This is a genomic window from Acinetobacter sp. PK01 (genome assembly GCF_022819285.1).
Taxonomy (GTDB): Bacteria; Pseudomonadota; Gammaproteobacteria; order Pseudomonadales; family Moraxellaceae; genus Acinetobacter; species Acinetobacter tandoii.
On sequence record NZ_CP094643.1, the window covers coordinates 1,959,077 to 1,972,638 of the forward strand.

14 protein-coding genes are annotated in these 13,562 nt (G+C 38.0%); 6 read left to right on the forward strand and 8 right to left on the reverse strand.

The features are described from left to right. Positions 1-16 precede the first annotated feature (16 nt). The 5 genes from tssE to MP622_RS09310 form a co-directional block, all read right to left on the reverse strand. Complete coding sequence (gene tssE, locus MP622_RS09290) at positions 17-490, reverse strand: type VI secretion system baseplate subunit TssE (RefSeq protein WP_243790641.1); 474 nt, start codon at positions 488-490, stop codon at positions 17-19. A gap of 83 nt (positions 491-573) precedes the next feature. Next, complete coding sequence (locus MP622_RS09295) at positions 574-1,077, reverse strand: type VI secretion system tube protein Hcp (protein ID WP_016165884.1); 504 nt, start codon at positions 1,075-1,077, stop codon at positions 574-576. A gap of 48 nt (positions 1,078-1,125) precedes the next feature. Further along, positions 1,126-2,607 carry a type VI secretion system contractile sheath large subunit gene (tssC, locus tag MP622_RS09300; protein ID WP_243790643.1) on the reverse strand — a complete coding sequence of 494 codons (1,482 nt, stop codon included), beginning with the start codon at positions 2,605-2,607 and terminating at the stop codon, positions 1,126-1,128. Beyond that, positions 2,600-3,109 (reverse strand): type VI secretion system contractile sheath small subunit, encoded by a 510-nt coding sequence (gene tssB / locus MP622_RS09305; protein WP_016165882.1) that lies wholly within the window; start codon positions 3,107-3,109, stop codon positions 2,600-2,602. Before tssB ends, tssC begins: the two co-directional genes overlap by 8 nt. Before the next feature lie 26 nt (positions 3,110-3,135). Continuing rightward, positions 3,136-3,810, reverse strand: a complete 675-nt coding sequence (locus tag MP622_RS09310) for a hypothetical protein (RefSeq protein ID WP_052662108.1) — start codon at positions 3,808-3,810, stop codon at positions 3,136-3,138. A gap of 355 nt (positions 3,811-4,165) precedes the next feature. Between MP622_RS09310 and tssH the strand changes: the two genes are divergently transcribed. The 6 genes from tssH to MP622_RS09340 are packed head-to-tail and all read left to right on the forward strand — an operon-like array spanning position 4,166 to position 11,728. Beyond that, positions 4,166-6,835, forward strand: a complete 2,670-nt coding sequence (tssH, locus tag MP622_RS09315; protein WP_243793498.1) for a type VI secretion system ATPase TssH — start codon at positions 4,166-4,168, stop codon at positions 6,833-6,835. Positions 6,836-6,860: 25 nt separating this feature from the next. Further along, entirely contained in the window at positions 6,861-7,973 is a 1,113-nt protein-coding gene (gene tssA, locus MP622_RS09320; protein WP_243790645.1) for a type VI secretion system protein TssA, read from the forward strand. A gap of 5 nt (positions 7,974-7,978) precedes the next feature. Then, a complete protein-coding gene (tssK, locus tag MP622_RS09325; protein WP_243790647.1) occupies positions 7,979-9,343 on the forward strand; it encodes a type VI secretion system baseplate subunit TssK in 1,365 nt (454 codons plus the stop codon). A 12-nt stretch (positions 9,344-9,355) separates the two neighbouring features. After that, the gene (icmH, locus tag MP622_RS09330; RefSeq protein WP_243790649.1) at positions 9,356-10,159 is read left to right on the forward strand and encodes a type IVB secretion system protein IcmH/DotU; all 804 of its coding nucleotides are present in this window, start codon (positions 9,356-9,358) and stop codon (positions 10,157-10,159) included. Positions 10,160-10,173: 14 nt separating this feature from the next. Beyond that, positions 10,174-10,752, forward strand: a complete 579-nt coding sequence (locus MP622_RS09335; protein ID WP_243790651.1) for a hypothetical protein — start codon at positions 10,174-10,176, stop codon at positions 10,750-10,752. Positions 10,753-10,759: 7 nt separating this feature from the next. Further along, a complete protein-coding gene (locus MP622_RS09340) occupies positions 10,760-11,728 on the forward strand; it encodes a M15 family metallopeptidase (protein WP_243790652.1) in 969 nt (322 codons plus the stop codon). 135 nt (positions 11,729-11,863) lie between these two features. On the opposite strand, the gene MP622_RS09345 is transcribed toward MP622_RS09340, so the two are convergent. From MP622_RS09345 to MP622_RS09355, 3 genes are all read right to left on the reverse strand, one after another. Continuing rightward, positions 11,864-11,998, reverse strand: coding sequence for a zinc ribbon-containing protein (locus MP622_RS09345; protein ID WP_016165874.1), 135 nt, complete (start codon positions 11,996-11,998; stop codon positions 11,864-11,866). A gap of 377 nt (positions 11,999-12,375) precedes the next feature. Further along, the gene (locus tag MP622_RS09350) at positions 12,376-12,519 is read right to left on the reverse strand and encodes a zinc ribbon-containing protein (protein ID WP_213064793.1); all 144 of its coding nucleotides are present in this window, start codon (positions 12,517-12,519) and stop codon (positions 12,376-12,378) included. 175 nt (positions 12,520-12,694) lie between these two features. Next, positions 12,695-13,555: a hypothetical protein gene (locus tag MP622_RS09355; RefSeq protein ID WP_243790654.1), complete on the reverse strand. Its 861-nt coding sequence runs from the start codon at positions 13,553-13,555 to the stop codon at positions 12,695-12,697. Positions 13,556-13,562 lie beyond the last annotated feature (7 nt).

Sequence of the window (13,562 nt, forward strand, 5' to 3'; positions counted from 1 at the left end):
GCGTTATCCTTATACCTTAAGCTTGTGCAGAAATAACATATTGTTGCGTCGTTGGTTTTAATAATGCATCAAAAACGACAGGCTCATATAAGGGATGAATATTTAGATAAGCTTGAATGGTTAAACATAATGCCCCCATATTGTGGCCATCTAAAAGCATGTCGACTTTGACTTGTTTTAAACGTGGTTCATGCGCAGAAATAGATTGCTCTATCGACTGACAAATTTTATCGCGATCAAGAGGATTTGCAGTCGAAAGTCCAACAAAATCAATAATGCCAAATTGTACAATCGATTGTTTTGACAAAGGATAAGCATCAATAAGATGATCTAATTTTGCTATACGGCTATTCAGTAAATCTTCAAGATCATTGGCGACTGACTGTCTTAATTCTTGAATTGAAAGTCCTTTTATACTCTCAGTTTCAGGAAGCAAGCGATCAAACAGTGTGGACTGAAAACCGTAGGGATGTAATTGTTCTAAACTCATGCTCATTATCTCAGTCAATTTATTCTGCATTCAAAAAATAGAGGACAACATTAGTTATCCTCTATGTATTGATCTGAGTTTAGTTACGCAGCATAAGATGCTGTGTTATTCGACAATGACCATTTCTTGGTCACAGCACCTTTCGCAGTACCGTTAATATCTTGTTGATTATAGGTCCACTCAACTGCAGCATATTTCAAACCGAAAGTTTCAGTTGGCACACCTTCTTCATTAACACTTGGCGCAACACTTGAAACTAAAACATGCTTCAATTTAATTTGAAGATATTTAATACGCTTATCACCATTGGCACGGTAAAAATCGATTTGCACTTCATCAAAAGTGTAACCTGCTGAACATGCTTCCCATAGTTTCGGGCTAGTCGCATCAAGGTCTTTTACAAAGTGCATATCTGCATGTTCAACACGTTCAGCGGTATGACCACCTACGCTAGATGAAGTTGCAGACTTAGGCTGACGAATATTGTGTGCCCAAGAGTTTACTTCTAACCACCCCTTGTGCTCAGAGTCGCGTGACTCACCATCAACTTTGTATTTACCTCGAAATTCGACGTATATATCTTTCATGAGATTATCCTATATTATAAAGTTCTTAATTATTGAGCTGTTCTTAATTTAATTAGAAGACTGAGGCAACTCAGTGACGAGTCGCAAAGATACGGACAACTCGTCCAGCTGGAAATGTGGTCTTAAAAAAACCACAGACTTGTAGTGACCAGGCTCTGCTGGGTTTTCTACAACTTTCACGGAAGCTTCTCTTAATGGAAATTGGGCTTTTGCTTCTTGAGAAGCCCCATCATCCAAGAGCACATATTTTGCCAACCATTCATTTAAAAATGCTTCGACATTGCCTGCTGATGCAAAACTACCGACTTTGTCACGCATCATGGCTTTTAAATAATGTGCAATACGAGAAACTGCCATAATGTATTGAATCTGGCTCGATAATGCAGAATTTGCATTTGCAGTATCGCTGTCATATTTCTTTGGCTTTTGCGCTGATTGCGCACCAAAAAATGCTGCATAATCCGTGTTCTTACAATGTACCAATGGAATAAAACCAAGATCACTTAGTTCTTTTTCGCGGCGGTCTGTAATCGCAATTTCAGTTGGACATTTGAATGCAACTTCACCATCGCTGGTTTTAAAGGTATGTACTGGTAAACCTTCTACCAATCCCCCTCCTTCTACTCCACGAATTGCAGCACACCAACCATGCATATCAAATGCATTAGTTAAACGTGTCCCAAATGCATAAGCAGCATTCATCCATAAATATTCATCGTGGTTTTGACCCGAAACCTCTTCTACAAAATTAAAGCCTTCGGTTTGCATGCCTTGCTTTGGATCATAGGGTAAACGGCCTAAAACACGTGGCATGGTTAATGCCACATAACGGGCATCATCACTTTCACGGAATGAACGCCACTGAACATATTCAGCGGTTTCAAAAATTTTTGATACATCTCGCGGTCGATCAATATCAGTAAAAGATTCCAGACCTAACATATTGGCACTGGCAGCAGAGATAAACGGAGCATGAGATGCCGCAGCAACATGTGAGATTTGCTCTAACAAATACATATCAGCTGGAGTACGGTCAAATTCAAAATCACCAATCAAAGTTGCATACGGTGCTCCACCAAAGGAACCATATTCTTCTTCATAAATTTTCTTGAATAAGGTGCTTTGATCAAAATCTGTAGCGCTTTGAAAATCTTTAATCAACTCTTTTTTCGTGGTGTTTAATACCCGAATTTTAATGAGTGGATTTGAAGGTGATTCTTGACAGAAGTAATATAATCCGCGCCATGTTGATTCAATTTTCTGAAACTCAGCATGATGCATAATTTGACTTAATTGTTTAGAAATCAAGTCATCAATTTCGGCAATCCGCTTATCAATCGACATCGACATATTATCTGAAACTGTAATTGTTCCAGCCATGACTTCCTTTGCTAACTCAGCAATAAGGCTTTTCGCGCGATCATGCTCTTCACCATTTCGAGCAATGCGACTCTGCTCAACAATAGAATCGAGTAGACCAAATTCAGTTGAGTTATCTTTTATAGCGACCGCCGATTGCATATTACTCATTGTCCGCTCCTACTTCTTCACTCAGTTGGCGGACTTGTTCAGTATTTTTTAAAACATCATCTAACAAGTCTTCTAAACGCTCACTATTCGAGATTTTGTTACGTAAATCCGTTAAACGTTCACGCGCTTCGACCAGTTTACGCAGTGGTTCAATTTGCTGTGCAATATTTTCTGGTCTAAAGTCATCCATTGATTTAAAGGTTAAATCAACTCCAAAGCGCCCACCCGTTTCTGAAAGCGTATTTTGCACCTGGAAAGTCGCTCGTGGTGAAAGTGATTCCATGACTTCATCAATATTTTCTAAATCGACGTTCACAAACTTTTTATCTTTAAGTTTGGTTTTTTCCTGTTCAGAAGCCGCAGAAAAATCTCCTAAAACACCAACAACAAAAGGAAGTTCCTTGATTTCTTTCCCTTCACCCACTTCTACGTCATAAGTAAGTTGGACACGCGGGGGGCGAATACGTTGCAATTTTTTTTGCACGCTTTCTCGTTTAGCCATGATTTAAAGCCTTGTATTTTAAATTGTTATAAACCAGCAAAAGGGTTGCTACTACTGTTTGTACTCGTATTTGTCGTATTGACTTTAGCTGTCGTTGTACTTGCCTTCACCTTATTGGTTGTTACTACTGCAGGTTTGGTTTTGGTCTTATTCTTTACAGTTGTGGTAACTTTTGCTGATTTCTTTTTCGATGATTTTGATGTCGTTTGATTCTTTTCAGCATTATCTAAAGCGGTTTCTAATAAAACTGAAGCAGGTTTTGCTGAATCTATCGATCGAATGAGTTCACTTGCTGCAGGATATGTAATATCTGAACTGAGATAGCGCATTTCTTTCTGACGCATTTGTTTTAATGCATCATTTGCAATATTAGTCGCTGCAAGAAACTTGACATCAGTCAGGGTATTGCCTTGTACTTTTTCAGCTTCAAGCTGCTGTACCAGTGCTAAAGCTTTATCGCTTCGACCAATTTGCTGAAAACGTTGCGCTGCCTGAACTAAATAACCATTTTTATTATCTGCGTTTTTTTTATCGCAAATTTGGCTATATGTTTTTAATAAAACAGGATCATTTTCACCAGAAACTAACGGATTTTTCTTGATGCAACTTCGAGAAATATCAATATCTGAATTACTCGCAAATGCACTCATAGATAAACTAGACAGCATTAAGCCTGCCCACAAGAGAATATTCGTCTTCAAAACAACCTCTATTATTAAGTCTTTGTCTAAAGTTTTAACCGTTTATATTCTGGTTTTTACTTTATGTATTTTTAAAGTAGGCAGATTTAACTAAATATTAACCACAGTAGTCAAGACAAATTTTGTCATCTTTCGACATTTAATAAATTTAAATAACACTTTTTTTCTTAAATTTTATGATATATGATTCGCACGACTTTATACCAATTACTTAAAAACATAATTTTTCATGCTAGAAAGTTATGATTTTTTTGACTAAGAAAATTTGATTATTACTTTTTTATTAATAACTTAACCAACAAAAATATTCGTATTAAAGTAGTAATTCAAATCTTAGTCTCAAAAGCTGAGATCCATAATGAATAATTTAAAAGTTTTAATTACAAAACTGTCTATTCCTGCACGTGAAGCTTTAGAAAAGGCAGCGAACTTTTGTGTTTCTCAACAAAATTTTGAAATAGAGATTGAGCATTTACTAACTGAATTGGTGAAACAAAATTCAGATAATGATCTGCAACTCGTATTAAAAAAATACAAAATCGCGCATGAAGAACTTTTAAATGATTTAAGCCAAAGTATTGCATTATTACCTAAAGGTAACACTCGTACCCCGATTTTTGCTTTGTCCATTGTTCGTTTATTTGAACAAGCTTGGCTAGTGGCCTCTGCTGAGAAAATACCTGTTATTCGAAGTAGCCATTTATTGATTGCATTACTTACCGCGACTGATTTACACCAGATTGCAACTCGGGCATCTGCTCACTTAATCAAATTACCAATCGACACGATAAAACATCAGTTTTTAGACATTTGCCGGAACAGTACCGAATGTCATACTACACTAACCGTACAGCCAAAAACAGATCTTCCCTCTAGTTCTATCCAACTATCAACTTCACAAACACCTGCTTTAAATCAATACACCATCAACTTGACGCAAAAAGCACAAAACGGGCAAATTGACCCTGTAATTGGACGCGAACATGAAATTCGCCTCATGCTCGATATTCTGATGCGACGCAGACAAAACAACCCTATTTTAACTGGCGAACCAGGCGTCGGAAAAACAGCGGTTGTTGAAGGACTGGCGTTAAAAATTGCACAAAACTCCGTTCCAGATGCACTCAAAAATGTACAACTTCACACCTTAGATATGGGGTTATTACAAGCAGGAGCCAGTGTAAAAGGTGAGTTTGAAAACCGCCTCAAACAAATTATTCAGGAAGTGCAAAGTTCGAGCCATCCTATTATTTTATTCATTGATGAAGCACATACACTGATTGGTGCAGGAGGACAAGCGGGGCAAAATGATGCTGCAAATTTACTTAAACCCGCACTAGCTCGAGGTGAACTGCGCACTATTGCCGCAACAACTTGGGCAGAATATAAACAATACTTTGAAAAAGATGCAGCCTTAAGTCGTCGCTTTCAAGTCATTCAAGTGGAGGAACCAACCGAAGCTGTCGCCATTGATATGCTACGCGCCATGATTCCAGTTATGACGGAACATTTTAAGTTACAAATTGATGATGAAGCAATTATCACCGCAGTTCATGCATCACATCGTTACATTACAGGGCGTCAACTCCCCGACAAGGCGATTAGCGTTTTAGACACTGCGGCTGCACGTGTCGCACTTACGCAGAATGCTCAACCTGTTCAATTAGACCAATTTCAAGCGCAGTTACACAATCTCAAATTAGAACTAAACATTCTACAGAATGAACATCAAAGTAATCCAATTCATGAAGAACGTCTGACCAGCATTCAAGAAAACATTCTGTGTTTAGAACAAAATATTCAAGTCATACAACAAAAATGGCAGCAAGAACTGGCTTTAGTCAAACAAATTCAAGCGCTGCAAGATGGCCAAACCGTTAACTGTAATGCGCAAATTGTTGAATTAAGATTTAAACTGCTCCAATTACAAGACAATAACCCTCTCGTGTATGACCGTGTGAATGCCACCATCATTAATGAAATTATTTCTGATTGGACAGGTATTCCTGTAGGTAACATGGTCAGCAATGAAATTAAACAAATACTAAACCTAAAAAGCAAACTTGAACAACGCGTCATGGGGCAAGATTATGCGTTAAAACTGCTAGTTCAAGGTATTAAAACTGCTAAAGCCAAGCTTGAAGACCCCAATAAACCACAAGGTGTGTTTATGTTAGTGGGACCAAGTGGTGTAGGTAAGACCGAAACAGCATTGGCGCTAGCACAGGAATTATATGGCGGTGAATCGCACTTAATTACCATTAACATGTCCGAATACCAAGAAGCCCATACCGTTTCCTCGTTAAAAGGTTCGCCTCCGGGTTATGTCGGCTATGGTCAAGGTGGCGTATTGACCGAAGCTGTACGACGAAATCCGTATAGTGTTGTTTTACTGGATGAAATTGAAAAAGCACATCAAGATGTTCAAGAGTTATTTTTCCAAGTCTTCGACAAAGGTACTCTAGAAGATGGTGAAGGACGTGTCATTGATTTTAAAAACACTACGATCTTACTGACTTCAAATACAGGCTCAAGCAGCATTATGCAAGCCTGTCTAAATCATCCTGTCGAGCAATGGCCTACTGCTGAGCAACTGCTTGATAAATTAAAACCAAGTTTATATCAGCAATTTAAACCTGCATTTTTAGGTCGTATGCAAATTGTTCCTTATTTCCCATTACATGATGATCTTTTAATTCAAATCATTGAGCATAAATTAGGAAAAATTATCAAACGCATCGAGCAGCAATATCATGTGCAGGTTCAGTATAGTGATGATGTCAGTGAGCTATTACTTAGCCGTTGCACTGAAGTGGATAGCGGTGCCAGAAATATAGATCATATATTAAATGCTTCGATTCTACCTGCTTTAGCGACAGAAATTTTGCTGGCTTTGAGCGAACAAAAGTTGCCAAATCAAATTTGGATAGACGTAGACAATGATGAATTCATTTATGTTCTTGATTCTAAGATAAAACAATCTAAAAAGAAAAAAGCTAAAGCAGTCAAAGCTGAAACTGTATAAAACGTAAATTGGATTATTTCGTATTATGAATATAGAGTTAGACAAGTTACTCGAACCCATTTCGGGCGCAAAAGCATGTGGGGAAGATTTATCCTTTTCCAATGAATTTCATGCCATTAAAAAAGCCAAGACTGAAGATGATCCATCTTTGGTCTTAGGTGATTGGATTACAGAACCCAAACAAGCAGACTGGAATTTTGTTGCAGAACAAAGTTGCCAACTTCTAATTGAAAAAACCAAAGATATTCGACTGCTCACGTGGTTATCTGAAGCATGGGCAAATTTGTATGGTTTCTATGGCTTATCGAAGAGTCTGGAACTGTCACACCGTTTATTAGAACAATTCTGGCTCAAGTTACACCCTGCAATTGAAGAGGATGACTTAGATCAACGCTTGGGATTATTAAAAGGTTTAGTCAATCAACTTCCGCTATTAATCAAAAAAACACCATTGATTGAAAGTTCGCCAGCTTATTCTTTATGTGATTATGAAAATTTTCTGTATCAGAACAACAATCAAAGAAAACAAGCAGATGATGATACGGTATTTTCGAATCAACTTGAGCAGTTTGACCTCGCACTTGCGCAAAGTTCCCGAACGGTACAATTACAGAATTACCAAAGTTTTGAACAACTTTTATTGCATTGGGAAACCTTAAAACTGGTACTAGATCAACTCATGCAATTGGAAGCTCCAAGCTTTGCACATATTGATTCACAGCTTGAAGATATCCATAAGTCATTAAAGAAAATTTATAAAGCGGATCAATTTCAACATGGATCTGACACTTTAGACACTTCATCTACGCTTGAAATATCAACAGATACCCGTCAATTGTCTCACACCGAAACAGCTTTCGCTATGCCCCTGCATTCACAACAAGGTTTTCAACCTTCCCCACAAAGTCATTTACAAAATCGGGAACAAGCTATAAAAGTTTTGCAGGACATTGCCGATTATTTTCAAACACATGAACCCCATAGCCCAGTGAGTTATATGCTGCAAAAGACAGTGAAATGGAGCCAAATGCCTTTACATGAATGGTTAGCTCAGGTCATTAAACAGGAAAATCCACTTGAATCTGTTCAAGAATTATTGGGCATCTCCTCAACCAACAATGAAACAAGTAACTGGTAATTGACATGTTTAAAGCAGAAAAAATTCTTTGGGGCGAAGGCTTATTTTTACGTCCTCAACACTTTCAATTACAAGACCGTTATCATGAACAGCATCTGAATCATACCATTCGCGCGACCATCCCTTTTGCCTACGGTATTCAAAAAATTAGTTTCGATGAAAGCCAATTGAACTTAAATGTTTTGGCTTTAGAAGCGATTGAAATGATCTGGCAAGACGGTGAAATTTATGCCGCTCCCTCACGTGACCTTTTACCTGAACCCATTTTATTGGACAATTTAAACTTGCAAGGTGAAATGCAAATTTATTTGGCGATTCCGATTGTACAAGCCAATAAAAAAAATGTCTCATATGAAAAAAGTTCACAGCCAAGTCGTTATCATTGTTATTTGACAGAAACCCATGACCTGTTTACCGATGCGTCTCCTGCTGAAATTTCCCTATTGCGACGTCGGGCAGAATTTAAGCTATTAGAACCACATATCATGCCAACCCATGAAATGGATGGTTTCTTGTATCTACCCGTGGGCATGATTAAACGCCAAAGTTCGGGACATTTTGAACTTGACCCGAAGTTTATTCCGCCGTTATTGCATATTGAATCAAATGCAGCATTGTTAAATCAGTTGAAACGCCTACTGAATATCATTCGTGCCAAGATTAAAACCATTCAATCTAATAATCGTGAAAATGAACAAAAACTGATTGAATTTCGTTCTGGTGATATTGTGTCTTTTTGGTTGGTCAATGCACTAAATACGGCATATGCCAGCCTCAATCACATTTTTCAACACCCTCAGATTCATCCTGAACGCTTATTTTCCGAACTGTTACGATTGACTGGTTCTTTACTGACGTTCTCGTCCGTCTATGAAGTAGACCAACTACCCAAATACCAACATCACCAACTGCAACAGAGTTTCAGTGATTTAGAGCAAATTTTACGTGACTTACTCGATACGATTATTTCAAACCGCTACATCAGTATTAGCTTAAAAGAAACACGTCCATCGTACTGGGTCGGTAGTCTTGAAACAGATAAAATTACCCGAGATACCCGACTCTATGTTTCTGTGTCGAGTAGCATGATGCAAACGCATGAACTAATTCAAATTGTTCCTTTACGCTTTAAAGTGGGCAGTACCATTGACGTCGAACAACGAGTGGTTGCAGCACTTCCTGCGATTCCATTACATCACTTAATGCAAGTTCCTACTGCCATTCCTGTACGTTCAGGGGTGAGTTATTTTGAAATTGAACCTCATCATGAACTTTACCAACAGATGTTGTCTTCTGAAACCATTTGTATTTATGTTCCATCTGGTTTCCAAGACATCAGTATTGAATTAATTGCTGTGATGAATAGCTAAGGAATAATAAAAATGAATTCTTCTAGTCAGGCACCCTCTTTGTTTGATGATGGTCAAATTGGTTCAAATACCTTGCCTTATCACCCTGCGATTGTGAAGCCAACATCCTGTCTAATTGATTTACTGTATGACGGTTTTTATGTGGTTTTTTTATTAAGAAACCAATATGTTCCCCAACAACCCGAACAATTTAGACAAAAAGTCCTGGATTTATTACACCGCTTTGAACAACAGGCACGCAAATTACAATTTTCTGCGGAAGATATTCATGATGCTAAATATGCCTATTGTGCCTTGTTGGATGAAACTATCGTCACGCAGCAAAACGATGCTTTTTTTAATTTGCAAAATCTATGGTTAATTAATCCATTACAACTAAGCCTGTTTGGTTCACAACTGGCAGGTTATCAATTTTTTGAAGTTTTAGAGCAACTGCGTAGTAAAGGTAAAGACCGACTCGCCTCCCTCGAAGTTTTTCATTATTGCCTACTGTTGGGTTTTCAAGGCAAATATCGAATTGAGTCGATTGAAAGCCTAAATCATTTGGTGGCACGAATTGGAGATGAAATTGATTATTTAAAAGGGAAAAAAGCTGCATTCTCACCTTTTTCAGCTCTACCTGATCAAATCAAGAACATCATTCATCGTGAACTGCCTTTTGTCTGGATTATTCTATTTTTATTGATTTTTAGCCTTCTGGCTTTTGCAGGCTTAAGATACACCCTTAATCAGCAAACTCAAAAGTCGCTTGCACCATTTAACAATGTGATTAGTACGCCAACTGAACAGGCCAATATCACGATTTATTTACCATAAATGGTGGTAGTTCCATGGCTCAAGAAAAGCAAAACACCCTGCGCATTTTAAAAGCAAATCCTGCAAAGCCACAAAAGCGTTCAAGCATTTATGTGATTGCAGGTTTTGTCGGTGGCATTATTTTAAGTTGTGGATTTTTCGGTTTTTATCTTTATGCACAAAACTCTGAAAAAATGACATCCACTGACATAGAACCGAATCAAGCTGAGACAACTACGCATACACCGCCCCAAGAAACCAAGCCCGTGGAAAATGCGACTACAGCAGATGAGGATATTGATTATCCAAATCAAATCAATGAACAAGAGATGTCCGCACTATTTAAGCATTCAGTGAATAGTACAACCAATCTCAATACGCATACGCCAAACAGCTCACCCTTCGCCAATCTGGGCCAAGAACCCAAATCAGCGAGTAAAGCCGTGGTCTCAATCGAAAAAAGAATGCAGAAACATCATACTTCCGCCCCGACAGCACAACCCTTGGCTCAAGGCGTAGTGAAGCCTGCCTTATTAGATCAACTGGATAAAGAAGCTGAATTGGCTCAGCCTCAAGCACAAACCACACATCCATCATCACCTGCTACCCATTAAAACCAAGATGATTATTTTTATTGGCTGTAGCTTTCTGGCGTTGGTGATTGGTTTGAGCTTGTTAATGTCTTATGAGCTTCGGCTGCGAACCCTAAATTATGTACGGTTGATTCTACCCAACAGCAAACAAAAGCTTGGGCACGCACGTCATTTTGCACAAGAAATGGGTTATGCAGCCTCCGCCGAACAGACTCAAACCCATTGGCATTTACAACAATGGTGGATTTTGATTGCTGGATTTTTTTTATTGGGCAGTATTCTACTTTTTGCCTTTACCCGCCCGATTGATCCGACCAAAGTCGAGGCTAATTATCTGGAAAAAGTCGACCCACAAATTTATGCCTTATTGAATGGTGAAATATTGACACCACCACCAGAGGTCGATGAACAGTTGGTGGATGCTGCAATTGTTGAAGCCATGCAACTAGAACAGCAATATCAAGCACAGAACAACAGTGTCACGGCTCAACCTTTCTCTTTAGAACGCGATACGACATTTGAACAAAGTCATGGGCATTTTGATACTTCATTGATTGACCGTAAATGGGATCGGATGAATTTACGCTACAAGCAACGGCTATTAATGGTGTTTAAAATCATGAAGGAACGTTATGGTTATGAACTGGTATTGTTAGAGGGTTATCGTAGTCCCGCGCGTCAAAATATGCTTTCTGGCAATAAAAATACCACGCGTGCTAAAGCCTTCCAAAGCTATCACCAATTTGGCTTGGCTGCAGATGTTGCATTTAAACGGGATGGTAAAGTGGTCATTTCTGAACGTGATCCTTGGGCTTGGAAAGGCTATCAACTATATGGTGAAGTTGCCGAGTCGGTTGGTTTAACTTGGGGCGGACGCTGGAAGTCTATTCATGACTATGGTCATACCGAGTTCCGTATGCCAGGTTTGAAAAAAACAGCGGAAATGGCAGAAAAACTCACTACGGAAGGACAGCTTTTAGCACAAGAGTTAAATTAATAATGCGCCCAATTAGGATGACTGCATACCAAGTCCTATATTTTTATATGGTTCATAACAACAAAAAGCCCTATGGATGAATAGGGCTTTTTTTAAAACAGGGATATCTGTTTTAATGTTGTTGCTTAATCACTTTTATTTTTGAAATTGAGTGCAAGCGCATTTGGTACACGGGGGTAAACGATCAGTACCAATTTCTAAGTAGACTCGACGTCCGCATTGAACACAAAAATAGAAGCCTGTTCCGGGTTTTTCGCCAGCAGTAACCATTTTTGTCCTCCTTATGTTGTTTTAGAAATGGTAACCCTAGTATAACGCGCTTATGCTCAATGTCCACTGATCATTTTAAAAAATAATGGTGTCATAAATGTAAGAAATAATGTATTCAAAAAATTGGTGAGCTAAATAAAATTTAATCATTAAAGTAAAGATTTGCTTACTTTACGTACACAAATGAGGCTTTAGATCACATATGCCTTGTTCTTTAGAGTGATTGATCGTGAACAAATATTCAAAGTTCTCAATACGGCTGAGTACTAGTATCAGGTTTCGTTCCCTTCCATAGTTTTCTTGATACAAATAAAAAGCCCTATCTTGTGTGACAGGGCCTTATTCCAAACAGCGAATCACTGTTTGTAGTGTGCAGCTTAGGCAATCTTGCTGTTAAATTGATTGCCAAGGCATTTGGTACACGGGGGTAAACGGTCTGTACCAATTTCTAAGTAAACGCGGTGTCCGCATTGAATACAAAAATAGAAGCCTGTTCCAGGTTTTTCGCCAGCAGTTACCATTTTTGTTCTCCATGTGTTTTAGAAATGGTGAACAGAGTATAGACAAGCTTTTGAGTTTGTAGAGTCTATTTTGTGACCGTATGGGTCAACAATAAAACTAAGAATTACTGACACCGAAATTTCACTTCATTTGAATGAAATTCCCTTTATCTTGAAAGTATTTATCAGATACCCATCATTTCATTCCATCTTTAATTTTGATGGGATCTACAATAAAACCTTGTACGACTTTTTTTGCTTGTTGTTGAATGAGTTTCCAATCCTGCAGATGAACACGCTGAAATAATATAGAAAGACTAGCTTTCATTTCTGGTTCCAAAACAAATTCCTGTTTACATTGACGTGCTATAGGGTTTTCTGAATATCCACATGTAATTAAGGTAAGTACATTTCCTTGTTCATTTTTTTCAACATATAAGTCATCTATATTATATAAAATATTAGACCTCGTATTTTTAGCTATTAATTTTTTATTTCGTTTCACCCATTCAGGATGTGGAACATACTTTTGTAAGTCATATTCATACTCATCTGTGGGCAAATATATACCTCTAAAATTGAATTCTTCTAACTGTTTTTTTGATAATATCTTCGTTTCTAACGTTGAATTGACTAATCTCTTTGTTAAATCTCCATAATAGCTTTTATCTGCGTAAACACCGACTCTTACCCAATGATTATCAGGCAGGTTAATTTCTGCGTTATATTGTTTCTCCGAATACGGTGATGCTTTATAATAGCGAACTAAAACCAATCCATCGGTGTAACGCATATAAAATCCAAAGGCCTGAATTTTAGATTTATAGGTCCGCGTCTGACGTTTATATTTCTTACCTGTTACGAAGCCTGTATTATCTTCATATTCAACCCTTGGGGCTTCTCTACCAAGGTTAACAGGCTTTCCCCCTAAATCGCCTACACTATAACGTGAGCCATATTGATCACGGGGTGTTATAAATTCAGGTTCTTTCTTTTTTTGCTCACAGGCTGTTAAAAAGAGTGAACTTATACAAGCAGCTATAATTATTCTTTTCATTTATTTT